The organism is Bordetella genomosp. 10 (assembly GCF_002261225.1).
Classification (GTDB): Bacteria; Pseudomonadota; Gammaproteobacteria; order Burkholderiales; family Burkholderiaceae_B; genus Bordetella_C.
In genome coordinates, this window is the sequence record NZ_NEVM01000005.1 from 355,465 (window position 1) to 378,252 (window position 22,788).

Here is a 22,788-nt window from a genome sequence, read left to right on the forward strand (position 1 = left end):
TCGATATCGTGGACCGCCGGTTCTCGACTGACCGGCTGCCTGCACTGTAGCGGCGGCGGACGGGCGCCGTATATCGAATTGTCGGGCGCGGAGTTGAGCAAATGCTCAACCCTGGCCGGGCGACGCGCGGTGGCGGCGCACCAGCTCGGCGAGCAGGGCCTGGGTATCGTCACGGGCCGCCTCGGCGCGCCGGATCAAGCCGATCGGCGCTTCCAGCATGGCGGTATCCAAAGGCAGGATATGCAAGGGGCCGACCAGTTCGCGCGCCAGCAGGAAGCTGCGCGACGCGATCCACACGGCCTTGTGGCGCAGCGTGAACGCGCTGGCGAAGTTGAGGTCCAGGATCTCGATGACGCGCGGCGGCTCGCCGATGCCCTTGGCCAGGAACAACCGCCGCACCTCGTCCCAGACCACGGTCTGCCTGGGCGGGGTGACCAGCGTATAGGCCATCAAGTCCTGCATGGACAAGCGCTTGCGCCGGGCCAGCGGATGGTTCCTGGCGACGGCGAACACGTACTGGTCCAGCATGATCTGTTCGAACGACAGGCCGGCCATGTCCTCGAACGGCGGCAGGCGGCCGATGATGACGTCGACCTTGCCCTGGCGCAGGTCATCGAGCAGCGCATCCTTGGGGCCGACGGCGACCTCGACCAGGCAACGGGGAAAGCGCTCGACGAAATCCTGCAGCACGGGCGGCAGATAGATCGCCGAAGCGATGGGCATGGCGCCCATCCTCAGGGTGGCCGGACGCCGGCTGCCGCCGTTGGCGGCCTGGTCGGCGGCGGACTGCAGCCGCTGCAGGATTTCACGGGCCTGCTGTCCGAACCCGGCGCCGATAGCGGTCGGACGCATGCCCTTGCGCAGGCGTTCGAACAGTTGCGCGCCGAGGATGTCCTCCAGTTCGCCGATGGTCTTGGAGACCGCGGATTCGGTGACGTGCAGCCGGGCCGCCGCCGCCCCCAGGCTGCCGCCTTCGGCGACTTCGAGGAAACATGACAGATGGCGCAACTTCAAGCGGGCGGTCAGCGTGGGCGACAACAGCGGGCGGCCGGCGCCGTGGGAGTCGCCGCGGACGGGAGGACGAGTGGGCATGGCCTTGCTATCCATCGGAAACGTGGTCACACCGGCAAGTGTGACGCATTGCCCGGCGATTCGCCCGACATTCCGCGCGGCGCGGGTGAAGACACCGCCGCGCCGCGCGCGACGCATTGCCATCCACGGCCATGGCGGCGGCGCCGCCGGCGGCAGTCAGCTTGACGACAGCCAGGCTCGCGGTCGCGGCATGGGCTTGACGTAAACTCCAGCCGGTGCGCGGGCCGCCGCGCCTTGGCCAAGGATTCCGCCGAACATGGATTTGCATTTTCTACAGATATTGATCCTGGCCATCGTCCAGGGCGCCGCCGAGCTGCTGCCGGTTTCCAGTTCGGCCCACGTGATCCTGGCCGAAAAACTGATGGGGCTGGACCCCACCACGCCGGAGATGACCATGCTGCTGGTCATGCTGCACACCGGCACCATGTTCGCGGCCATCGTCTACTTCTGGAAGGCCTGGATCGCCACCTACTTTTCTTCCTTTTCGGCCTTCCGCACCAACGCGCTGCGCATCGTGGCCGCCACCGCCGCCACCGGCGTGATCGGCCTGGCGCTGCTGTTCATCATCAAGCGCCTGGTCTTCGGACACGCGTCCAGCTTCGAGATCGAACACCTGTTCGGCAATGCCGTCCTGATGGCCGTGGCGCTGGCCGCGGCGGGCGTGCTCATCATTCTGAGCGCGCGCATCCCCGAACGCGACGGCGACCTCACGCTGGGCCGCAGCGTCGTGATCGGCGCCGTACAGGGGCTGTGCCTGCCCTTCCGCGGATTCTCGCGCTCGGGGGCGACGATCTCCACCGGCCTGGCCCTGGGCGTCTCGCGCCGCCGCGCCGAGGAATTCAGCTTCGCCCTGGCCGTCGTGCTCACGCCGCCGGTCATCGCCAAGGAAGCCTGGCGCCTGTACCAGGCCGCGCACGCCAATGCGGCGGCCGGCGGCCAGGCCGTGAGCTATATGCACCTGCTGGGCCCCAGCCTGCTGGGCATGGTGTTCAGCTTCCTGGCCGGACTGCTGGCGCTGCGCTGGCTGTCGAAATGGCTGGAACAGGGCCGCTGGCACTTCTTCGGCATCTACTGCCTGGCGGCGGCCTGCGTGGTGCTGGCGGTGGGATAGGCCTCGGGCCACTGTTCCTCCGGCGCCCGCATGCGCTGCGTCAGGTAGTCCAGGAAAGCGCGCACCCGCGGCGCCAGGTGCTTGCGGTGAGGATAGACGGCATGCAGGGGCGCCGCCGGCACCGGATGATCGGCCAGCAGGCGCACCAGCCGTCCCGACGCCAGGTCGGCCGCCACGTCCATATACGATTTCATCGCGATGCCGTGGCCGTCCAGCGCCCACTGATGCACGACGTCGCCGTCATTGGACACCAGCCGCGCCGCGATCTTCACCGTCAACGGCGGCGTGCCCTCGAACCGCCATTCCACCATGGCCTGCTGGCCGATCTGGATGCAGCGATGCGCCGGCAGTTCGGACGGGTGACGGGGCATGCCGTAGCGAGAGACGTAGGCGGGCGAGGCGCACAGCACGCGGTAGTTTTGCGCGATGGGCTTGGAAACATAGGACGAGTCGTGCACACGGCCGAAGCGGATGGCGAGGTCCATGCCGGCCTCCACCAGATCCAGCACGGCGTCCGTCAGGTACAGTTGCACCGTCAGGTCCGGGTGTTCCCTGTGGAAGTCCGCCAGCAGGGGCGCGATGCGGCGCCTGCCCACCGCTACCGGCGCGGTCACGCGGATATGGCCGGAGACCGCGCGCCGCTGCGGCGTCATCCGTTCCTGGATCTCGCCCATCTGCGCGAGGATCTGCACGGCGTGCCGATAGAGGAACTCGCCTTCCGGCGTCATCGCCAGCCGCCGGGTCGTGCGCTGCAGCAGGCGCGCGCCCAGCGTGTTCTCCAGGCGCTGCAAACGGCGGCTGGCCAGGGACAAGGTGATGCCCAGCTCCTGCGCGGCCGCCGACAGGCTGCCGCTGTCGACGATGCGCACGTAGAGATGCAGTAAAGCGAGATCCAGGGCTTGCATGGGATTCTTGTGCAAAGCGGAAACAGTATATTGATCTTAGCGCCAATTATTGCTTCCCTTGCAAGGAATAGACTGGGCGCCATGAATCCCGCTTCCGACCGCCGCAATCTGACGGCCCTGCTGGTCGCCGCCGTGTTCTTCATGGAGAACCTGGACGCCACCGTCATCTCCACCTCGATGCCCGCCATGGCGCGCGACTTCGGCGTCGCGCCGGAACATCTGTCGGTAGGCGTCTCCGCCTATCTCGTGGCGCTCACCGTCTTCATTCCCATCAGCGGATGGGCCGCGGACCGGTGCGGGGCGCGCCGCATCTTCGCGGCGGCGATCGGCGTGTTCACCATCGCCTCCCTGCTTTGCGCGCTGAGCCAGGGCTTGTGGTCCTTCACGGCGGCGCGGACGCTGCAAGGCATAGGCGGCGCGATGATGGTGCCGGTGGGACGCCTGGTGGTCCTGCGCGACACGCCCAAGAGCGACATGGTGCGGGTGATCGCCATCCTCACCTGGCCCGCCCTGGTCGCGCCGGTGCTGGGGCCGCCGGTGGGCGGATGGATAAGCACCGCCTGGAGCTGGCACTGGATCTTCCTGCTCAACCTGCCCCTGGGCCTGCTGGCCCTGGCCGCCTGCCTGCTGCTGGTCCGCAACGGCGGCCATGCCGCCGGCCGTTTCGACATGCGCGGCTTCATCCTCAGCGGGCTGGGCTTCGCCCTGTTCATGACCGGCCTGGAACTGGCCAGCCGCGCAGACCTGCCGGGCTGGTGGTGGGTCTGCGCCCTGCTGCTGGGCGTGGCGCTGCTGCTGGCCGCCGCGCGCCACCTGCTGCGCACGCCGAATCCCTTGCTGGGCCTGGCGCCGCTGCGCGTGGCCACCTTCCGCGTCTGCGCGGTCGGAGGATCCCTGTTTCGCTGCGCCATCGGCAGCGCTCCCTTCCTGGTGCCGCTGATGTTCCAGGTCGGCTTCGGCTGGGACGCCGTGCAGGCCGGCACGCTGCTGCTGTGGCTGTTCGCCGGCAACCTGCTGATGAAGCCGACGACGAGCTGGATCATGAACCGCTACGGTTTTCGCCGCACCTTGACGGTGAACGGACTGCTGGTGGCGGCGGGCTTCGCGCTCTGCGCCCTGCTCCAGGAGAGCACGCCCCTGCCCCTCATCGCCCTGCTGCTCTTCTTCACCGGCATGACGCGTTCATTGCAGTTCACCGCCTACAACACCATCGGTTTCGCCGACGTGCCGCAGGACCACATGCGCGACGCGACCACGCTGTTCTCCGTGCTGCAACAGATGAACGCCGGCATGGGCATCGCGCTGGGCGCGCTGGCGCTGAGCCTGGCCCGCCTGCTGCACGGCAGCGAGGCCGGCCAGGCCGGCGCCGGCGACTTCCGCCTCGCCTTCTGGCTCATCGCCGCGCTGGCGCTGGCGGGCACGGTGGATAGCTGGCGCTTGCCCAAGGACGCCGGCCAGCGCGTGCTGAAACGCAAGGCGGCGTAGGCGCGGGCCAGGACCTCGCGCCGCGCCGTTCGCCGCGTCAGAAGCGCCAGCGCACGTTCACCGCCCCGCTGTTCTGGCGGTTGCCGCCGCCGAACTGGCCGCTGTAGGCCAGGCCGATGGTGGTGGCGCGGGTGATGGACAGGTCCGCGCCCAGGGACAGCACGGCCGCATCGCGGGCGATGGGAGCGCCGGCCACGGTGAAGGACTGGCTGCCGTCGAAGGCCATCGTGGTGGTCGGATCCAGGTCGCCATAGGAATGGCGCCAGCCGGCCGTCGCGAACAGGCGGCCCTGCGAGCTGCCGCTCTCGAACGTGGTCTGTACGCGCAAGCCCAGGGTGTTGCTGCCGACCCGGTTATGGCTGCTCTTGCCCGTCAGCGCGGCGTCGCCGCCGGACTCGCCGAAGCCGCGCGTGCGCTGGTCGCTGTAGTCGGCGCCGACGAAGGGTTCCAGCGTGATGCGTTCGGTCATCGGCAGCGCGTAGCCCAGTTCGGTGAAGACCTGCGTGGTATTGACGCTGTAGGAAGCCTTCAGTTGCTGGCCCACGCCGGCCGCGTCGACGTCGCGCTTGGTGTCGATGTCGTGCCAGGTATAGCTGGCGCCCAGGGTCAGGTTGAGCTTGCCGGGACCGGCTTCGAAAGCCTTGCCGCCATAGATCACGCCGCTATAGCTGTCGATGTCTGCGCGCGAGGACTGGCCCTTGATGCTGCTGTGGCTGCCGGTGTAGCCCAGCGCGCCGCCGGCGCGCCAGCCGCCGCCCACGGCCTGGTCGCCGCCGACGAACAGGCCGCCGTCGGATTGGCGAACCTCGGCGGCATCGTCGCGGCTGCCCAAGGTGCGCCAATTGCCGAAGACCTGGGCCCACACGGGCTGGGCCGCGGACTGGGGCAGCGCGGAGGCGTCGCCGCGTCCGAGTTGCGCGGTGGGACGGCCGGGGGTCATGCCGGCGGCCAGGTTGGCGCGCAGGTAGGTCATGGGCAGGCTCACGACGTTGGAGGCCACGCCGTTGAGCATATTGCTGGCGGAGGCGTGGGCCTCCCCGCTGAGGCTTTGGAAGACGGCCGCCGGCGTGCCGTTGGGCAGGTTCAGGACGCGGGAATACAGGGCGCTGCTGGCCGGCAGCGATTGCAGGGCATTGGCGACCGAGCGCTGGTTGCGGTTGTCGGCGAGGTCGGCGAAGCGGATGGGACGCGTCGCGCCGCCGCCGGTGTTGCCGCTACCGCTGCCGCCGCCGGTGTTGCCGGTATTGCCGCCGGTGTCGCCGCCCGAGCCGCCCTGGCCAGGATCCACCGGCACGCTCTTGCGCTGCACGGTCAGGTCGACCGCGTTCGCCTCATAAGCCAGCGACGGCTCCAGGAAGGCCAGGTCGGACGCCACGGTCGTGAACTTGCCGCTTACGCCGCCGGTGGCTTCCAGCACCCTGTAGGTGGTCGACTCGGCATACAGGCCGTTGCCGAGCCCCGCCATCTGGAACCGGGCGCCGTCGAGTACCGTCGCCGCGCCGTTGACCGCGACCTTGCTGGCGGTGCCATCGGGCAGCGCGGCGATGCGCAGCGTGGCGCCGGAAGCGAATTGCAGCATGTTGTTCACGGTCAGCGTGCCGGTGGGCTGCGCCCTGCTGCCGGGCGACAGAATGCCGTCGCGGCTGATCTGCGCGATGCCGATCTCGCCCGTGCCGGACAGCGTGCCGCCCAGCAGCGTGCCGACGAAACCGCCCAGCTTGCCGTTCACCTCCAGCGTGCCCTGCTGGACCACGGTGCCGCCGAGGAAGCCGCTGCTATCGCCGGTGAGCGACAGCGTGCCGGCGCCGGCCTGGACGATCAGGTTGGTATTGCCGCCGCTGATCTTGCCGGCGTAGGTCGCGTCATCGGAGCGGAAAAAGCCGAGGGTGCCGCCCTGCATCGTTATGTCGCCGGCGATGCTGCCCGTCGTGCCGCCGTTGCCGATGACGAGCGTGCCCTGGGTTTGCACGGTCGTGCCGCCGGTGTGCGTGGCGTTGCCGGTCAGCGTGATGCCGGCGCCGTTCTGCACGACGAGTTGGCCGCTGCCGGAAATATTGCCGCCATAGGTGTAGGGCGAGTCGCTCGATTGCTTGCGGTCGATGGCCAGCGTCGCGCTTTCGCCCAGCTTCACGTCGCCGACGATGGCGCCGGTGGTGCCGCCGTTGCCGATCTGCAGCGTGCCGGCGGCGACTTTCGTCAGGCCGGTGTAGGTGTTTTCTCCGGTCAGGGTGAGCTTGTTGTTGCCCTCTTTGGTAAAGCCGCCCGCGCCGCTGATGACGCCGCCGAAGGCTTGGTCGTCGCTGCGGTTGAAAGCCAGGACGCCGCTGCTGGCGACGTCCACGTCGCCCACGATGGAGCCGGCGGTGTGGCCGTCGCCCACGATCAGCGTGCCCTGCGACACGCGCGTGCCTCCGGTGTAGGTATTGGCGCCGGTCAGCGTCAGCTTGCCCATGCCGCGTTTGTCGAGCGTGCCGCCGCCGTCGATGGCGTCGCTGTAGACGACGGCGTCGGCGCGATTGAAGGCCAGGGTGGCGCCGGCGGACGTCGTCACCTTGCCGACGATGCTGCCCGTGGTGCCGCCATCGCCGATCTGCAGCGTGCCGGCCAGCACCTTGGTGCCGCCGGTATAGGTGTTCTCGCCGATGAAGGTCAGCGTGCCGGCGCCGCGCTGCTCCACGGAACCGATAGCCGAGGGGGCGCCGCCGTAGTTGGGATCGTCCGAGATGACGCCGGCGTAGGTAACGTCGTCGGATCGGTTGAAGGCCAGCGAACCGCCCATCGTCTGGACATTGGAAGCGATGCTGCCCGCGGTGCTGCCATTGCCGACCTGCACCGTGCCGGAAGCGATCTTCAGGTCGCCGGTATGGGTGCTTGCGCCGGTCAGGGTCAGCGTGCCGTCGCCGCTCATGAGGATCTGGCCCGTGCCGGACATGACGCCGCCGTAGGTGTAGTCGCCGAGGCGGGCGAACTCCGCTCCCGCGTAGGCATCCACGTCCAGGCCGCCGGCGAGGTTGCCGGTGTTGCTGGTATTGTGGGGATCGCCGATCCGCACCGTGCCTTCCACGACATGCGTGGTGCCGGTATAGGTGTTGTCCGCGTCGAGGACGAGGACCCCATAACCGGTCTTGGTCAGGCCGCCGGGGCCGGTGACGACGCCGGCAATGTGCACCGTCTTGCCGGTCCTGGTTTCAAGGGTGCCGCCATTCGCGCCCAGCGTGACGGCGCGCGCGGCGTCGATCGTCATGTCGGAGGCAACGAACAGCCCGCCGCCGTTCAAGGTAAGCCCCCCGCTGGTCGCGCCGAGGTTGCCGTCGTTGTCGATCGAGAGCGAGCCTCCCGTGACGGTCCAGGGCGTGACCGCGGCGGTCGTGCCGGAGAGGGCCAGGGTGCCATCGCCCGATTTCACATAGTTGGAGAAGCCGCTGATCTTCGCCTGGAGGGTGGATGTATCGAACAACGTCGGCTCGACCGTCACGATGTTCGAGACCGTCAAGCTGTTGGAGCCGTTGTATTCCAGCGTGTTGTTGGCGCCGCGAGCGACGACATTGCCCCAAAAAGTTCCATTCTCCTGCTGCACCAGCCGGCTGTTGTCTCCATTGATTTCCACGGCGTTGCCGCGCATGGGGTCGTTGTAAAGCGTGCCCCCGACGAAGCTCTGGCCGCCGCTGATGAGACCGTTGTTGTAGATGGTGGTGTTGCTGCCGGCGAGCACGCCGACGCCGCCAGGCAGGTTGCCCGCGATGTTGTTGAATCCCGGCGAACCGGAGTCGCCGCCATGGATCTCCCCTACCGCTCCGCTATCGAAGTCTTGCTGGTTGACGAGGGTCGCGCCGTTGCCCAGGCTGACGCCGGCGCCGCCGTAGCCGCTCCGGCCGCCGGCGAAGCCGTAGCCATCGCCGCCATCGCCACCATTGCCGCCTTGGATGTAGCCGGCATTGGTCAAGATGCCGTTACTGTCAAACTGCACGCCATTGCCGCCGTCGCCGCCATTGGCCCCACCGGAAACTTGGCCCATGCCGCCGGCGCCCCCTCCTCCGCCGCTGATATGGGCATCCTGGCCTATCGTCACGCTGCCGCCGGTTGCATGCACGCCGTAGCCCCCGGCGCCACCGCCGCCGGAAGCGCTGCCGAAACTAAAGCCGCTGGCTCCGCCCTGCCCCCCTTTACCGCCGGCATAGGAGTCCGTCAAAGTCACATCGGTGGATGAGTCCAGGGCGCTTCCTCCGCCTCCGCCGCCTCCTGCGCCATTAGGAGATGGATCGATGTTGTCTCCGCCTGGCTGGCCGGCGCCACCGGTAAGAATGCCGCCTATCAACGTAACGCCGACGCCCGCACTGCCGCCAGCGTTCTGGGGAAAGGAAGAACCCGCGTTAACGCCGCCGGCGCCGCCATCGGCGCCGGAGCCTCCTCCGCCGCCCCCGCCCGTCGCTGGACCACCGAGGCCCTCGCCCCCCATCTGACCTGGCTGCCCACCAGCGCCTCCGAACCCTGTAAAGCCGCCCCCCGTTCCGCCGACACTGCCGGCGAGGGTGAAAGTGCTGGCGCTTTGCGCATGACTGCCGGCCGGCACGCCAGCCAGGGCAGCCATGACGAGCGCGCCGGTAACGGACAGGGCAAGGCGCCTGGACCCCGAGCGATGCGCGGAGGCATTTTCGGAGGCCACTTGGTAAACGCCCAGGGCACGATTGAAGACGATGCGATAGATGTGATTCATACCGGGTTCGACGAGAGTCGCTGTGTGCGCTGGTAATGGGTGTTGAAACGTCGCGCCAGCAGCCGTGACCGCGCCGAACCCTTGTTCATGTCGGATAAATATTTGACATTTGAAACAAGGAGTTTCTATGCAATCGGCAAGTATGTCTTCGGAGAATAAGCGGCCTAATTTGCCGTTATTCAAAACTTTGAATAGCGATAAAAGTTAAATTAAGCAGAAATTAACAATACATTGACAATTGATGAGCAATTGAATGCCCACTATTGTTTGTTTATGAAATGCACCTGGGCAGCCTTGGAGAAAATGCTCATCCATGTCTCCACTAAAAATAACAAACGATTCTAATTGTTTCTTTAAAGGTGGCGGTTTATAGACATGAAGGGCAACGCGGGCAATCGCCGGCGGAAAGGAGCGACAGATCGCCCCCGGCGCCACGACGTGGCCTCCGGAATCCGGCAACTGCTTTACCATCCGACTTTCATAGTCGTGCCGGCCACGCCGCCAGGAAAATCAGGAAGCCGCCCTTCATGAATCACGTCGCAATCAAGCCGGCAAGGAAACCAGCCTCCCCAACGTTCATTGCATGCCTGCTGGTGATGACCCTGTTCGCCTTCGCGGCGGCCGTCAGCGCGTTCAATCCGAACGTTGGTAGCTACCTGCAAACCACGCACTGGACGATCGGTCACCTTGCGCTTTTTCTGGGCACGCTTGCGCTGGCGAGCGGCATTGCGGGAATAACGGCACGGTTTCTGGCGCGCGGCGCGTGGGCCTGGCTGCTGGCCTGCGTGGCGTGGCTGCTGGTGGTCGCGGTCATGCTGCTGTTCGTGTTCCGCTATCCGGCCGAGTTTTACGTGAGATACAGTAAAAACGTCGTCGAAGATCATGTTCCCGACGTCCTCGAACAACAGGCCCTGTCATTCGACAATTCTGCTCGCCGAAATCTCTGGGGAACCAGCACGACCTATCGCTTGACGTGGGTGGGACCGATCACTAGCTGCATTACGCCAGGCACGGCCGCGCCCGGCCAATGCAAATTGATGGAATGCGTGAGGGCCAGATCCTCGTGGCTGGCCGGCGGCGACTTTCAGCATTTCTGGGGCATAGAGCCCTACACCGAATCGGCCGATGGGCTTCGCAACGCGCAATGCCATGAAGTCGACCCAAGCGCCATCAAGGCGGCGGACTATGACGAACAAGGGCAGCGTATCGTGCAGTGACCTGCCCTAAGGACTTTCATCGATCGAACCAGGCCGGCGCGGTGCGCCACCCGCGGCTTCGATGATGGACGACGGATACGCCATCCGCTTGCCGAGCATGGAAGCGGCCTGCGTCTCCCCATCGGCGACCGGCGGACCGTTTTCTTCCATATAGCGTCGGATATGCTCCCAAAGCATCCATAGCGGCTCGTCGTTCAGAACATGATCGTGGCCTATGGCCACGGTGCACGACACGAGGCGTGGATCGTTGCCTTCGCCGCCCCAAAGAAGCATCAGCCTGCAATATCGTCCGGACGTCCGCCAATCGACGATCTCTTCGAATCTATAGCTGCGCACCCGCGCCCGATCCCAGTCGGCAGCACGATATTGCGGATCGGCGCGCCCAAACAAAGATTTCCAACGAGGAGAACAGCTCGCCGATGGATAGCTGACCGTCCGGTCTTTCCGATTGAAGATCACGGGCCAGTCAGACGGGGCGCATAACCAGTTCTTCCAGGAGCGGATCTGCATGATCAGGAGCCATGCAGCGAGCAGCAGGAAAACCCAGGTAATGGGATAGAAGTTTCCATGCAGAAGCAAACCCACGCCGAACGATGCAAGCATGACCGTGACCGGCGTCATCAGCATGGCCCACCGCAACTCGGTCCGTTGTGCCCTGCCGGTGGGAGAAGCGATCGCTATCGCATCGGGAAATACGTCGACCAGCGATCGCCCGGCGCCGGCCAGCACATGCACCGCTCGCGTCTTGTCTTCCGGAGCAACACGCCAAGGCCGCACAAGAAATCCGCCAGCATTTTGCGAATCGGGAAACCGGAAATAAGGCTCGTCCTTATTCCAGACGCCAATCAGCACATCGTATTGACTCGGCATCAGGATCGCGGACTTGGGCGGCATGAGTTTGGATGGATACCTAGCGAATCGCCTCGGTAATCTTGCGCCTTAGCGCCGATTCTTCCTGTAGCGAAGGAATTTGATCGTTTGCCACGGTGGTCAACCGGGCCAGATCCTGCTTCGGAATCGTCGTCATATCGGAATAGACGATCAAACTGCGAAAGTCGAAGTCATGCTGGATCAAATACTGGATGACGATCGTCGCCAATCGTGCGCGCCCACTGCTCGGAACGCCGAATATCAAGAGAGGCCGGCCGCTCTCTCCTCGTATCGCGAAGTCCGAACGATAACGGTCCGCGTCAGGCACATCCGGCGCCGCATAGTCGGTCATCAACGCATCGGGGCCGACGATGCGTTCCAGTTCTTCCGCCAGGTCATCGAAAAACGTGCTCTCGACCTGGATTCGATTCAAGAACCGAATGTCATGGATGCGCGTCAACGCTTGCCCGAAGCGGAAAACCCCTTCGCCAAGCCTGGTTGACGGGGCCTCGAGAAAGAGATCGCCGTTATCGTCCTCTATGCCCATTTCGGCGACGATTTGTTCGAACACCCGCGCCCGCGTGCCGTCTCTCAGCTTTTCGATGTCTTGCTCATAGCTAAGCCGCATCAAGGTATTGCCCATGTCGCTGAGCCGCCAACCTCCCGTTGCGGTACGCCTGAGATAGATCGTGTACCCATCGCCGTCGGGAAACGTGAAGGGGGTCGAAACGACGATGTATCCCTCTTTCGTCTCACGCAGAGACACCTCCGCGCACATCGAGCGGCACAACTGATCTTGCAGGTCTCTAAGCGAATCCATGATGGGTATTTATTGCTTATATCAAGCCTAGCTGTTCGGAATCCCTGCTCGTGGACAGCCCGGTTATGGCCCAGTCCGTCAGCAGGCAATGCAAGGCCCCTTCCATGTCGGAGTAACGGTCGGTCGGCGCCGCATAGTGCTCCGCCTTCCTGCTCGCAGCAATATAGCGTTCGCTCGCCAGGTGAATGTGACACTGCGATTCAAACGCATCGCCTTCCAAGGGATTTCTGTGCGAATGGTCGGACCCGTTATAACGAGTCAGCACGACGGGAGCATCGCTTGGGGGCAACCACAGAAGGCCACAACTGAAGCTTTCTGAAATCAGGGTACTCTGGCGCGTAATCAGACGAAAGCGATGTTCGCGATCGGCCGAGACGACATCGTAGTTTTTCTCCAGATGCCTGGCCTTGGGCATCTCCCGCGCACGAGGATTCTCGACAATTTTGGACATCCTTCGCAAGTGGAAAATGAAGGCATCAGACAGCGAAGCACTGATCGACATAGGGCATGATTCCGCAAGGTTGCTATTCCTCGCTGCCCCTCACTCCCTGCAAATTGTGAAGTCCCAGCTCGGAAAACTACGCTTTCTGCGGAGATACACGGCAATGCCAACTTGCTGATACGACATCGGCCCACGGTACATATCAACGCGAGCAGGCCAAAGCGGGCTCACTCATCGGGCTTGCTGAAATACTACCTCCGCCGGCCTTAGTTGCGAAGCCACAAAAAGAGTTCTCTCTCCGTGCGATTCAAGGCTGGCGCAAAACCGCGGCGCACCGTCACGCCCTATGGCGGCAGAAAGACTGCTGCTGACTTTTCAGCGGGTCACCCAAAATGAAAAAGGCCGTCAGTGTTTCCACTGACGGCCTTTTGAACTGCTGGTCGGGACGGCGGGATTCGAACTCGCGACCCCTTGCACCCCATGCAAGTGCGCTACCAGGCTGCGCTACGCCCCGAAAGAACGAAAGTATATCAGAGTTAAAACAGGAATGCTGACGGGCAGCGAAGAAAACTCAAATTATTTTTATCGACGACGCGATGATAGCGCTGACGGCCTTCCTTCCCTGCGCGGTCGATCACGGCAACGACGGGGACCGAGCGTTGAACTTCACGGCCGTGCACCGCCAAGCCCCGACACGTCATTGCGTATCGGTCTTCACACCATCCGATGCCGCGTCGCCGTCCTCGTCGTCATGCATGTCCACGTCGTCATCGTCCGTCACGCCTGCATCCGCATCCACATCCACATCGTCCCCGCCCTTCACGCCAGCATCGCCCGCGCGAACCGGCGCGGCAACCGCCGGCGTCTCCCCACGCGAGCCCCCCGCCGGCACGTGGCTCAAGGCCTCCGCCAACATCGCGGACACGCCGCCCAGTTCCGAGCGCAGGGACTGCATCTCCGCGCCGCTCAGGCGCACGGCGGCGTCCTGGTCCAGCGGCGGCACGTCGCGCGTATCGCCCAGGCGGTTGCGCGCGCCGCTGATGGTGAAGCCCTGCTCGTACAGCAAGGAACGGATGCGGCGGATCAGCAGCACTTCATGATGCTGGTAGTAGCGGCGATTGCCGCGCCGCTTGACGGGCTTGAGTTGCGTGAACTCCTGCTCCCAATAGCGCAGGACGTGCGGCTTGACCCCGCATAGATCGCTTACCTCACCGATGGTGAAGTAGCGCTTGGCGGGAATGGGAGGCAAGGCGACAGCGGGTTCAGGTCGAGTCATGGTTGGAACGTGATTCGGCATGGCCTCGCGGCCGTGGACACATCAACCCCGGAACAGGCCGGGAAAACTACTCAACGGAACCGGCGGGCGTCGTCGACGGCGGTGCGTTCTCGACGATGCTCTTCAACTTCTGGCTGGCATGGAACGTGACCACCCGCCGCGCCGCGATGGGAATGGTCTCGCCGGTCTTGGGATTGCGGCCGGGGCGCGGCGGTTTGTCGCGCACCTGGAAATTGCCGAAGCCGGACAGCTTGACCGACGGCGGCGTATCGGGATCGCCCTTGGCCAAGGCATCGCGGATCTCTTCGAAGAAGGTGTCGACGAAGTCCTTGGCCTCACGCTTGTTGAGCCCCACCCGTTCGAAAAGCAGCTCGGCCAGTTCGGCCTTGGTCAACGTACGAGGTTCGGTAAGCATGGTCATTTTCCCCTGTTGTTTTCTTACGCGCGCTGTCGTGCCCCGTGCGCCTGGATGAGCGCATCGCGGATGATGCCCAGGCACTCGGCGACCCGCGCCTCGTCCAGCGTGGACTCAGTGTCCTGTAGCCAGAAGCGGAAAGCAAGGCTTTTTTCCTTAACGGAATCAGCAACTTGGCCCGAATCCTGGTTTTTCTCGCGCCACACGTCGAAGAGCCGCGACTGCTGGACAATAGCCAGGCGCGCGTCGGCGGCGACCGTGGCCGCGATGGTGTCCTGCATGGATTGGGCGGTCACGCCCTCGTCCACCCACAGCGCCAGGTCGCGCACCACCACCGGCTGGCGGGACAGCTCGCGCACCTGCGGCAGCAGGCCTTGCTCCAGGACGTCGACGTCGACCTCGAACAACACCGGCGCATGCGCCAGTTCGGCCTTCTGCGCCCAGCGCGGATGCAGTTCGCCGATCCAGCCAACCGCCTTGCCGTCCAGTTCGATGCGCGCGCTGCGGCCCGGATGCAGGGCCGGATGCTGCGCCGCGACGAAACGCAGGTCGGCGCCGCGCTTGCCGAACAGCACGCTGACGTCCATCTTGACGTCGTAGAAATCCACCGGGCGCGTCGGCGCGCCCCACTGCTCTTCCACGCTGGGGCCCCACGCCGCGGCCGCCAGTTTCAGCGGCTGGCTGACGGCGGCGACCGTCAGCGGCCCATCGGCCACCGAGCCGTCGCGCCGGAACACGCGGCCCAGCTCGAACACGCGAACCCGCGACTGCTTGCGGTTGGCGTTGTGCACGATGTTGGCGACCAGGCCGCCCAGCAGGCTGGAACGCATCACCGCCAGTTGGCTGGCGATGGGATTGAGCAGGCGAATCGGATCCGCATTGCCGGCATAGTCGCGTTCCCAGTCGGCTTCGACGAAGCTGAAGTTCACGACTTCCTGGTAGTCCTGCCCGGCCAGCACCTGGCGCAGCGCGTGCGGGCCGCGCAGCGTCTCGGGCGCCATGCGCATCTTGGCGCGCGCCACGGGCGGCACGTCGGGAATGCGCTCGAAGCCATAGACCCGCGCCACTTCCTCGATGAGATCTTCCTCGATGCTCAGGTCGAAGCGATAGGACGGCGGCTGCACCACGAAGGTGTCGCCGTCCAGCTCGAAGGGCAAGCCCAGGCGCGTGAAGATCTGTTCGACTTCCGCGCGTTCCACCGGCACGCCCAGCACGCGATGGCAGCGCGCCAGGCGCATGCGCACCGGCGGACGTTGCGGCAGGTTGACGATCTGGTCGTCCACGGGACCGCACTGGCCGCCGCAGATAGCCACGATGAGGCTGGTGATGAATTCCAAGTGCTCGGGAATGTTGGCGTAATCGACGCCGCGCTCGAAGCGATGGCTGGCTTCGGTGCTGAACTTGTAGCGGCGCGCGCGGCCGGCGATGGCGTCGGCCCACCAGAAGGCGGCCTCGACATAGATATTCTGCGTATCCAGCGTCACCGCGGTGGCGTCGCCGCCCATGATGCCGGCCATGCTTTCCACCGTATCGCCGGCGACGATCACGCCGACGTCCGGCGCCAGCTTCAGGGTCTGGCCATTGAGCAGCGTCACCGGCTCGTCGGCATGGGCCCAGCGCACCACCAGGTCGCCCTTGATCTTGTCCAGGTCGAAAACGTGGGTGGGACGGCCCAGCTCCAGCAGCACGTAGTTGGAGATGTCCACCAGCGCCGAGACCGAACGCTGGCCCGCGCGTTCCAGGCGCGTCTTCATCCATTCCGGCGTGGCCGCGCGCGCATTGACGCCGCGGATCACGCGGCCGGCGAAACGGCCGCACAGGTCGGGCGCCTCGACGCGCACCGGCACGCGATCCTGCAGCGTCACCGCCACCGGTTCGGCCGAGGGCACGCGCAACGGCGCGCCGGTCAGGGCGGCGACTTCGCGCGCCACGCCCAGGATGGACAGGCAATCGGCGCGGTTGGGCGTCAGCTTCAGGGTGAACAGCGTGTCGTCCAGGTCCAGCGCCTCGCGCAGCGAAACGCCCACGGCCATGTCCGCGGGGAGTTCGAGCAGGCCGCCGTGGTCCTGCGACAGGCCCAGCTCACGCGCCGAGCACAGCATGCCGGCGGACTGCACGCCGCGCATCTTGGCCACGCCGATCTTCATGCCGCCGGGCAATTCCGCGCCCACGCGGGCCAGCGGCACCTTCAGGCCGGCGGCCGCGTTGGGCGCGCCGCAGACGATCTGCAACAGTTGGCCGGAGCCGTCGTCGACCTGGCAGACGCGCAGCTTGTCGGCATCGGGATGCGGCGCGATCTCGACGATATGCGCCACCACCACGCCGCTGAACGGCGGCGCGGCGGTTTGGGTTTCTTCGACTTCCAGACCGGCCATCGTCAACCGGTGCGCCAGCGCCTCGGTATCGATGGCCGGATCGACCAGGGCGCGCAGCCAGGATTCGGGGAATTGCATGATGGGCCCTGTTTATTCGTTGAACTGGCGCAGGAAGCGCAGGTCGCCTTCGTAGAACTGGCGCAAGTCGTTGACGCCGTAGCGCAGCATCGTCAGGCGCTCCAGGCCGGAGCCGAACGCGAAGCCGATATAGCGCTCGGGGTCGAGACCGAAATTGCGCACCACTTCCGGATGCACCTGGCCGGAACCGGAGATCTCCAGCCAGCGGCCGCGATTCGGCCCGCTGGTGAACATCATGTCGATTTCGGCGGAGGGTTCCGTGAAGGGGAAGAACGAAGGACGGAAACGCACCACCAGGTCGTCGCTTTCGAAGAAGCAACGCAGGAAATCGGTGTACACGCCCTTCAGGTCGGCGAAGGAAATATCCTCGGCGATCCACAGCCCCTCGACCTGATGGAACATCGGCGAGTGGGTCGCGTCGCTATCGACGCGATAGGTGCGGCCGGGCGCGATGACCTTGATGGGCGGCTTGTTCATGCGCGCGTAGCGCACCTGCATCGGGCTGGTGTGCGTGCGCAGCAGCAGGGGCAGGCCCTTGTCGTCGTTCATGTCGACGTAGAAGGTGTCCTGCATGGAACGCGCCGGATGGTTCTCCGGATTGTTCAGCGCGGTGAAGTTGGTCCAGTCGTTTTCGATTTCCGGGCCGTCGGCCACGTCGAAGCCGATGGAGCGGAAGATGGCCTCGACGCGCTGCCAGGTGCGTATCACCGGATGGATGCCGCCCACGGCGCGGCCGCGGCCGGGCAAGGTGACGTCGATGGTTTCGGAAGCCAGGCGCGCGTCCAGCTCGGCCTGCGCCAGTTCGGCGCGGCGCTGGTTCAGCAGCGCTTCGATCTGCTGCTTGGCCTGATTGATGCGGGCGCCCGCTTCGCGCTTCTGCTCGGGGCTCAGCGCGGCCATGCCCTTGAGCAACACGGTAAGGGCGCCTTCCTTGCCCAGAAAACGCGCCTTGGCGTTTTCCAGCGCGGCGGCGTCGGGGGCCGCGGCGAATCGTTCTTGCGCCTGAGCGATCAGGTCATCGACCAAAAGAGTCATGGGTTCAGCGATCCCGAAATACTGACCAGGGGCCGCGCGTGGCGCGGCTTGGAACAGGCGCGGGGCGAAACCCGGCCGCCTGTCCCCACAAACGCAAACAGGGCCATGACAGCCCTGTTTGCACGTTACTACTCGGTACTACCTAACAGCGATCAGGCAGCCAGGGCAGCCTTGGCCTGTTGCACCACGGCGGCGAAGCCGGCGGCGTCGTGAACAGCCAGATCGGCCAGCACCTTGCGGTCCAGATCGATCGACGCCTTCTTCAGGCCGGCGATGAACACGCTGTAGCTGACGCCCAGCTCACGGCAGGCGGCGTTGATACGCGTGATCCACAGGGCGCGGAAGGTGCGCTTCTTGTTGCGGCGGTCGCGATAGGCGTACTGGCCGGCACGCATGACCGCCTGCTTGGCGATGCGGAATACATTACCGCGGCGGCCACGATAGCCCTTGGCGGCGTTGATGACTTTCTTGTGACGAGCGCGGGCGGTTACACCACGTTTGACGCGAGGCATGTTGGATCTCCGTTATATCAAGCGAAAGGCATCATCGCCTTGACGGAGGCGACGTTGGTCTCATGGACGGCCTTGGAGCCGCGCAGTTGACGCTTGTTCTTCGTGGTCTTCTTGGTCAGGATGTGGCGCTTGTAGGCCTGACCCCGCTTGATCGATCCGCTGCCGCGAACCTGAAAGCGCTTGGCGGCGCTTTTCTTGGTCTTCATCTTGGGCATGATAAGTCCGTTCTTAAGACATCGTTAACGTTATGGCCACACGGGTGCTTGCGCCCGCTTGCCGCCGCGCATCGCGCGACCTGGACGGGAGGAAGACTTGGTCTACCCGGGGACACTTGTGGATTTCCCAGTGAAAGCCGCAAGGGCTTTTGGCCTCGCCCGACCCGCCGCCGGCGCCGTAAAAAGACGACACGCTGGGGAAATCGGACCAAGGAAGCCCGGCTAACGCTGGAAAGCCTTTGATTATATGGTGGTTTTTCAGCGTTTGTCCAGCCAACCGCCATCCGGGGCGTCGGGACCGCGTGAAAACGTCCGATCTGCCCAAATAGCGATGTCTATGTGTAACACACTGAGGGGACGGGCGAGGCCGCGGCGCCTCAAGCCCATCCATCCTTACGCGAACGATGGCCGCGCTATGGCGAACCGAATTTCCGTCATAGCCGATCCGGCAGCGTGGTGACATTGGTCAGCTTCGGCTCGTCCAATAGCCGGGCCTTGTAGCCCATCAGTTCGTCCTCGGGCACGTCGAAGCGCTGGAGCCACTGCTCCGCGCCGCAGCCGATGATGCGTGGTTCGCCGTCCTTTGAACCGTGGTGCAGCCATCCAATCTCAGGGGTACGCACCGGCTTGAGCAGCATGTTGGGGAGCACCAGCCGGGCGGGCTTGGGCTGATCGGTCGGCGCGGCCTCCGGCTTCGGGCCGGCCTGGATCACCAGGCCCGCGCCGTAGTCGTACAGCGCGAACCAGTCCATCGGCAGTTCGGAGCGGATTGCCGACAGTCCGCCGATCTTCTCGACCATCTCATAGTTCACCGCCGTCAGCCAAGAGACGGTCTTGATGCCTTCGTGGGCATGGGAGGCGCTACCGATCAGATCGCCAGCGTCAAACCCACTGAACTTGTCGGCCAAGTACGCTTCGAACGGTTGGTTATCGATCGCGCGGACTGCCGAGAGCACCAAACCATGACCGCCATGGCCATGGATCGCCTTCAGGCGCTTTGCAAAGTTCACGAACACGGCCTGGAAGGTGGTCGGATTCTCTTCGACATACAGCAGCGACATGGTGAAACGCAGCGCACACAAGCCCCAATTGCCCATTTTCGCCTTCCACCCTCGCAGGCCATAGACCTGGAACTCCCAGTCGCCGGCATCGTGCGGTTGCTCGCCGCTGATATAGATGAAACTCACCAGATCGTTTTCCTTCACGCGCTTCATCATGTCGCGCATGGGCTTGGCTTTAGGATAGGCGATCTTGTCCGGTCCTTCTGGCGGTTCTGCGCGCCAAAGCCAAGTCAGATGTTCCTTGGCAACGGCCTCGTACTCGTCGAAACAGGCGCAGACGGCTTCGCGCACTTCGGGCAGATGGGCATCCTTGAAGAACAGCGTGCCGGTGATGGCCGGGACGCTGCCCACATAGTCCTGCGGGCCTCGCTTGGCCAGCAGGCCGCCGGGCACGCGCATCTTCTCGGGATGCTCACGCATCAACTGAATCGGGTCGAAGGGAAGATCGATCATGGCGAGTCCTCAACAAACTCGACGATTGCCTCGGCAACGTGACTATCGATTTCCCGGAGGCCAGAGGCGAAAAACAGCCGGGGAAGACGGGCATTATTCCACGCCGCCCGGGCGCCTCCCCACGATCGCGGTCACGCCAGCCGATACTGGACCGCCTCGGCCACGTGCCGGGCCTCGATGACGTCCTCCCCTTCCAGATCCGCCGCCGTGCGGGCCACGCGCAAGGCGCGCTGCGCCGCCCGCGCCGAGCCGTGACGGCGGCTCATGGCGTCACGCAGCAGGGTCCGCGCCTCGTCCGACAGCGGGCAATGCCGCTCCAGTTGGCTGCCGTCCAGGGCGGCATTCGCGCCGCCCTGCCGGGCCTGCTGGCGCGCCCGGCAGGCGACCACCCGGCCGCGCACCGGGGCGGACGGTTCGCCGGCGGGCAAGGACATCCAATCCGCCTGGGCCGGCGGCAAGGTCACGTGCAGATCGATGCGGTCCAGCAGCGGGCCCGACACCTTGGCCCGATAGCGGGCCGCCTGCTCCGCGGAGCAACGGCAGGCATGGCGGGGATGGCCGCGCCAGCCGCAAGGACAGGGATTCATCGCCGCCACGAACTGGAACCGCGCCGGATAATGCACCGTCTGCATGGCCCGGGAAATGGAGACGCGTCCGGTCTCCAGCGGCTCGCGCAGGGCCTCCAGCGCACGCCTGCCGAACTCCGGCAACTCGTCCAGGAACAGCACCCCATGATGGGCCCGGCTGATCTCCCCCGGCCGGGGCCGCGCGCCGCCGCCGACCAGGGCCGACGCCGAGGCGGTGTGATGAGGCGCCCGGAAAGGCGGCTGCCCGCCCACGCAGCCCGGCTCGCCTATCAGGCTGGCGATGGCGGCCGCCTCCAGCGCCTGTTCCGGCGCCAACGGCGGCAGAATGCCCGGCAGCCGCTGGGCCAGCATGCTCTTGCCCGCGCCCGGCGGCCCGACCATCAACAGGCTGTGGCCGCCCGCGGCCGCCAGCTCCAGCGCCCGCCGCGCGCCGCCCTGCCCGCGCACGTCCGTCAGGCAAGGCTGCGGCGGCGGCTCCGGCCACGGCGCGGGACGGGCCTGGGCCAGCGACGCCGCCCCCGTCAGGTGCGACACCACCTCGGTCAGAGTCCGCGCCGCCCACACCCGCAACCCGGACACATGCGCCGCCTGCGCCGCGCTGACCGCCGGCAGGATCAGTTCGGCATCGGGATGATCGCGCGCGGTCCCCAAGGCGATAGCCAAGGGCGCCGCGACCGGCACCAGCGCGCCGGTCAGCGACAACTCGCCCGCCATCACCAGCCGGGCCAACGGATCCCCGCCATCGGTCCCGCGCGACGCCGGCATGGTCACCTGCCCCGACGCCAGCAGCACGCCCAAGGCCATGGGCAGATCGAAACGCCCCGACTCCTTGCGCAAGTCCGCCGGCGACAGGTTCACCGTGATCCGTCCCGCCGGAAACTCATACCCGCTATTGAGAATCGCCGCCCGCACGCGCTCCCGGCTTTCGCGCACCTCGACGTCGGCAAGGCCGACCACGGTGAAGGCCGGCAAGCCCGTGGCCAGATGCGTCTCCACGCGCACGGCGGGCGCGTCCATGCCCGCCAACGCGCGACTGGTCAGAACGGCTAAGGTCATGCGGCCTTCCTGGTGTGAACGGTCAAGGCCGCAGTATGCGCCGCGGGAGTCTTGCCTGAAGGCAAGGGGGACGTTTTCGGCACCGGGCTTCCCGCCACCGTATTTTTCCCGATTGCCGCCACGCCCCGGCGCCACCACACTGTCAAAAATGAATATCCGACAACTGGTTTCGTTTTGCCGCGTCGCCGAGGTCGGCAGTTTCGCCGCGGCCGCCAAGGCCTTGCATGCGACCCAATCCACGATATCGACGCGCATACGCGAACTGGAAACGACGTGGGGCGTCGAACTCTTCGACCGCACGCATCATGGCCTGCAATTGACGGCCAAGGGCCAGGAAATCCTTCCCTGGGCCAGGCAGATCGTCAGCCTGTCCGAGCGCATCGGCTTTCATCTCGGCGAACCCGACGCGCTCACGGGCCTGCTGCGCATCGGCGTGGCGGGACGCATTGCCCATACCTGGCTGCCGCGCCTCATTTCCACCATCCGCGCGCGCTATTCGCAAGTGCGCTTCGACATCACGCTTGGACTGACCGCTCCCTTGCTGCACATGGTCAAGTCGGGCGAACTGGATATCGCCTTCGCCGGCGCCCCCGTCATCGATCCCGCATTGAATGCCGTGTCGCTCGGCTACGACGAATTCGTATGGATGGCATCCCCCGAACTGGGCTTGCCGACAGGGCGGACGCTGACGCCCGCCGATCTCGTCAAATGGCCTATCGTCGGCCTGTCCCAGGCTTCGCCCCATCACCCGGCGATCGCGCAATGGTTCGGCGCCGCGAATGTCGAATACGCGCCCCATATCTCCTGCAACGACATGGGCATGGCCGCCAAGCTGATCGCGGCGGGCCTGGGCATCGGCCTGCTGCATCGGACATCGCACCGGAATGAGGTGCTGGCCGGGCTGTTGACGGTGCTCGACACCGCTCCGACATTTCCGAGACTGGAATTCGTCGCGGTTCACCAGCGCAGCAATACCGGCGCGCTCGTCGCCGCCGTCGCCCTGCTGGCCGCGGAAATCAGCGAATTCCCGCGACCGGCGCCCTGAGCGCGGCGCGGCAAGCCCGGCCGC

At 65.6% G+C, this 22,788-nt stretch carries 18 protein-coding genes, 1 tRNA gene and 2 pseudogenes; 5 read left to right on the forward strand and 16 right to left on the reverse strand.

The window, feature by feature from the left end; genetic code table 11:
• Positions 1–105: 105 nt before the first annotated feature.
• Positions 106–1,092, reverse strand: coding sequence for a LysR substrate-binding domain-containing protein (locus CAL29_RS17845; RefSeq protein WP_179284094.1), 987 nt, complete (start codon positions 1,090–1,092; stop codon positions 106–108).
• Here CAL29_RS17845 and CAL29_RS31635 point away from each other — a divergent pair.
• Together CAL29_RS31635 and CAL29_RS17850 are read left to right on the forward strand one after the other, a co-directional pair.
• Positions 1,091–1,297, forward strand: coding sequence for a hypothetical protein (locus CAL29_RS31635; RefSeq protein ID WP_179284095.1), 207 nt, complete (start codon positions 1,091–1,093; stop codon positions 1,295–1,297). The two genes, CAL29_RS17845 and CAL29_RS31635, sit on opposite strands and share 2 nt — an antisense overlap.
• 57 nt (positions 1,298–1,354) lie before the next feature.
• On the forward strand, positions 1,355–2,203 hold the full coding sequence (locus CAL29_RS17850) for an undecaprenyl-diphosphate phosphatase (protein ID WP_218831922.1): 849 nt from the start codon (positions 1,355–1,357) through the stop codon (positions 2,201–2,203).
• Here the strand turns inward: CAL29_RS17850 and CAL29_RS17855 are convergent.
• Entirely contained in the window at positions 2,161–3,108 is a 948-nt protein-coding gene (locus CAL29_RS17855; protein ID WP_094854416.1) for a LysR family transcriptional regulator, read from the reverse strand. The two genes, CAL29_RS17850 and CAL29_RS17855, sit on opposite strands and share 43 nt — an antisense overlap.
• 81 nt (positions 3,109–3,189) lie before the next feature.
• Here CAL29_RS17855 and CAL29_RS17860 point away from each other — a divergent pair, with 81 nt between their 5' ends.
• The gene (locus CAL29_RS17860; protein ID WP_218831872.1) at positions 3,190–4,593 is read left to right on the forward strand and encodes an MFS transporter; all 1,404 of its coding nucleotides are present in this window, start codon (positions 3,190–3,192) and stop codon (positions 4,591–4,593) included.
• A 37-nt stretch (positions 4,594–4,630) separates the two neighbouring features.
• Here CAL29_RS17860 and CAL29_RS17865 read toward each other — a convergent pair whose 3' ends face one another.
• Entirely contained in the window at positions 4,631–8,608 is a 3,978-nt protein-coding gene (locus tag CAL29_RS17865) for an autotransporter family protein (protein WP_256977552.1), read from the reverse strand.
• Between the two features lie 576 nt (positions 8,609–9,184).
• Positions 9,185–9,307: pseudogene (locus CAL29_RS32290) on the reverse strand (ESPR domain-containing protein); the annotation flags it as partial.
• Positions 9,308–9,834: 527 nt separating this feature from the next.
• Between CAL29_RS32290 and CAL29_RS17870 the strand changes: the two are divergent.
• Complete coding sequence (locus CAL29_RS17870) at positions 9,835–10,524, forward strand: hypothetical protein (protein ID WP_143277695.1); 690 nt, start codon at positions 9,835–9,837, stop codon at positions 10,522–10,524.
• Between the two features lie 6 nt (positions 10,525–10,530).
• On the opposite strand, the gene CAL29_RS17875 is transcribed toward CAL29_RS17870, so the two are convergent.
• The 12 genes and pseudogenes from CAL29_RS17875 to CAL29_RS17930 all read right to left on the reverse strand — a co-directional run bounded on the left by CAL29_RS17875 (position 10,531) and on the right by CAL29_RS17930 (position 21,719).
• Positions 10,531–11,418 carry a hypothetical protein gene (locus CAL29_RS17875; RefSeq protein WP_094854419.1) on the reverse strand — a complete coding sequence of 296 codons (888 nt, stop codon included), beginning with the start codon at positions 11,416–11,418 and terminating at the stop codon, positions 10,531–10,533.
• A gap of 16 nt (positions 11,419–11,434) precedes the next feature.
• Positions 11,435–12,214, reverse strand: a complete 780-nt coding sequence (locus CAL29_RS17880) for a DUF1828 domain-containing protein (protein WP_094854420.1) — start codon at positions 12,212–12,214, stop codon at positions 11,435–11,437.
• Between the two features lie 16 nt (positions 12,215–12,230).
• Positions 12,231–12,716 carry a hypothetical protein gene (locus CAL29_RS17885; RefSeq protein ID WP_094854421.1) on the reverse strand — a complete coding sequence of 162 codons (486 nt, stop codon included), beginning with the start codon at positions 12,714–12,716 and terminating at the stop codon, positions 12,231–12,233.
• Positions 12,717–13,093: 377 nt separating this feature from the next.
• Positions 13,094–13,170 (reverse strand) — tRNA-Pro (locus CAL29_RS17890).
• Between the two features lie 384 nt (positions 13,171–13,554).
• Positions 13,555–13,932: pseudogene (locus CAL29_RS17895) on the reverse strand (MerR family transcriptional regulator); the annotation flags it as partial.
• A gap of 67 nt (positions 13,933–13,999) precedes the next feature.
• On the reverse strand, positions 14,000–14,347 hold the full coding sequence (locus tag CAL29_RS17900; RefSeq protein ID WP_179284096.1) for an integration host factor subunit alpha: 348 nt from the start codon (positions 14,345–14,347) through the stop codon (positions 14,000–14,002).
• Positions 14,348–14,370: 23 nt separating this feature from the next.
• On the reverse strand, positions 14,371–16,800 hold the full coding sequence (gene pheT, locus CAL29_RS17905) for a phenylalanine--tRNA ligase subunit beta (RefSeq protein WP_094854423.1): 2,430 nt from the start codon (positions 16,798–16,800) through the stop codon (positions 14,371–14,373).
• Between the two features lie 12 nt (positions 16,801–16,812).
• The gene (pheS, locus tag CAL29_RS17910) at positions 16,813–17,835 is read right to left on the reverse strand and encodes a phenylalanine--tRNA ligase subunit alpha (protein WP_094854424.1); all 1,023 of its coding nucleotides are present in this window, start codon (positions 17,833–17,835) and stop codon (positions 16,813–16,815) included.
• Between the two features lie 152 nt (positions 17,836–17,987).
• A complete protein-coding gene (rplT, locus tag CAL29_RS17915) occupies positions 17,988–18,347 on the reverse strand; it encodes a 50S ribosomal protein L20 (RefSeq protein WP_094854425.1) in 360 nt (119 codons plus the stop codon).
• Between the two features lie 17 nt (positions 18,348–18,364).
• The gene (gene rpmI, locus CAL29_RS17920) at positions 18,365–18,562 is read right to left on the reverse strand and encodes a 50S ribosomal protein L35 (RefSeq protein ID WP_094854426.1); all 198 of its coding nucleotides are present in this window, start codon (positions 18,560–18,562) and stop codon (positions 18,365–18,367) included.
• Between the two features lie 434 nt (positions 18,563–18,996).
• Positions 18,997–20,076 carry a type VI immunity family protein gene (locus CAL29_RS17925; protein WP_094854427.1) on the reverse strand — a complete coding sequence of 360 codons (1,080 nt, stop codon included), beginning with the start codon at positions 20,074–20,076 and terminating at the stop codon, positions 18,997–18,999.
• 131 nt (positions 20,077–20,207) lie between these two features.
• Positions 20,208–21,719 carry a YifB family Mg chelatase-like AAA ATPase gene (locus CAL29_RS17930; RefSeq protein WP_094854428.1) on the reverse strand — a complete coding sequence of 504 codons (1,512 nt, stop codon included), beginning with the start codon at positions 21,717–21,719 and terminating at the stop codon, positions 20,208–20,210.
• 148 nt (positions 21,720–21,867) lie between these two features.
• Between CAL29_RS17930 and CAL29_RS17935 the strand changes: the two genes are divergently transcribed.
• Complete coding sequence (locus CAL29_RS17935) at positions 21,868–22,764, forward strand: LysR family transcriptional regulator (RefSeq protein ID WP_179284097.1); 897 nt, start codon at positions 21,868–21,870, stop codon at positions 22,762–22,764.
• Positions 22,765–22,788 lie beyond the last annotated feature (24 nt).

What these genes read in the sequence shown, in the direction of transcription:
- CAL29_RS31635 (WP_179284095.1), top strand. Translation starts at nt 1,091, where the DNA reads ATGGCCTTGCTATCCATCGGAAACGTGGTCACACCGGCAAGTGTGACG.
- CAL29_RS17845 (WP_179284094.1), bottom strand. Translation starts at nt 1,092, where the DNA reads ATGCCCACTCGTCCTCCCGTCCGCGGCGACTCCCACGGCGCCGGCCGC.
- CAL29_RS17855 (WP_094854416.1), bottom strand. Translation starts at nt 3,108, where the DNA reads ATGCAAGCCCTGGATCTCGCTTTACTGCATCTCTACGTGCGCATCGTC.
- CAL29_RS17860 (WP_218831872.1), top strand. Translation starts at nt 3,190, where the DNA reads ATGAATCCCGCTTCCGACCGCCGCAATCTGACGGCCCTGCTGGTCGCC.
- CAL29_RS17865 (WP_256977552.1), bottom strand. Translation starts at nt 8,608, where the DNA reads ATGGGCCAAGTTTCCGGTGGGGCCAATGGCGGCGACGGCGGCAATGGC.
- CAL29_RS17870 (WP_143277695.1), top strand. Translation starts at nt 9,835, where the DNA reads ATGAATCACGTCGCAATCAAGCCGGCAAGGAAACCAGCCTCCCCAACG.
- CAL29_RS17875 (WP_094854419.1), bottom strand. Translation starts at nt 11,418, where the DNA reads ATGCCGCCCAAGTCCGCGATCCTGATGCCGAGTCAATACGATGTGCTG.
- CAL29_RS17880 (WP_094854420.1), bottom strand. Translation starts at nt 12,214, where the DNA reads ATGGATTCGCTTAGAGACCTGCAAGATCAGTTGTGCCGCTCGATGTGC.
- CAL29_RS17885 (WP_094854421.1), bottom strand. Translation starts at nt 12,716, where the DNA reads ATGTCGATCAGTGCTTCGCTGTCTGATGCCTTCATTTTCCACTTGCGA.
- CAL29_RS17900 (WP_179284096.1), bottom strand. Translation starts at nt 14,347, where the DNA reads ATGCTTACCGAACCTCGTACGTTGACCAAGGCCGAACTGGCCGAGCTG.
- pheT (WP_094854423.1), bottom strand. Translation starts at nt 16,800, where the DNA reads ATGCAATTCCCCGAATCCTGGCTGCGCGCCCTGGTCGATCCGGCCATC.
- pheS (WP_094854424.1), bottom strand. Translation starts at nt 17,835, where the DNA reads ATGACTCTTTTGGTCGATGACCTGATCGCTCAGGCGCAAGAACGATTC.
- rplT (WP_094854425.1), bottom strand. Translation starts at nt 18,347, where the DNA reads ATGCCTCGCGTCAAACGTGGTGTAACCGCCCGCGCTCGTCACAAGAAA.
- rpmI (WP_094854426.1), bottom strand. Translation starts at nt 18,562, where the DNA reads ATGCCCAAGATGAAGACCAAGAAAAGCGCCGCCAAGCGCTTTCAGGTT.
- CAL29_RS17925 (WP_094854427.1), bottom strand. Translation starts at nt 20,076, where the DNA reads ATGATCGATCTTCCCTTCGACCCGATTCAGTTGATGCGTGAGCATCCC.
- CAL29_RS17930 (WP_094854428.1), bottom strand. Translation starts at nt 21,719, where the DNA reads ATGACCTTAGCCGTTCTGACCAGTCGCGCGTTGGCGGGCATGGACGCG.
- CAL29_RS17935 (WP_179284097.1), top strand. Translation starts at nt 21,868, where the DNA reads ATGAATATCCGACAACTGGTTTCGTTTTGCCGCGTCGCCGAGGTCGGC.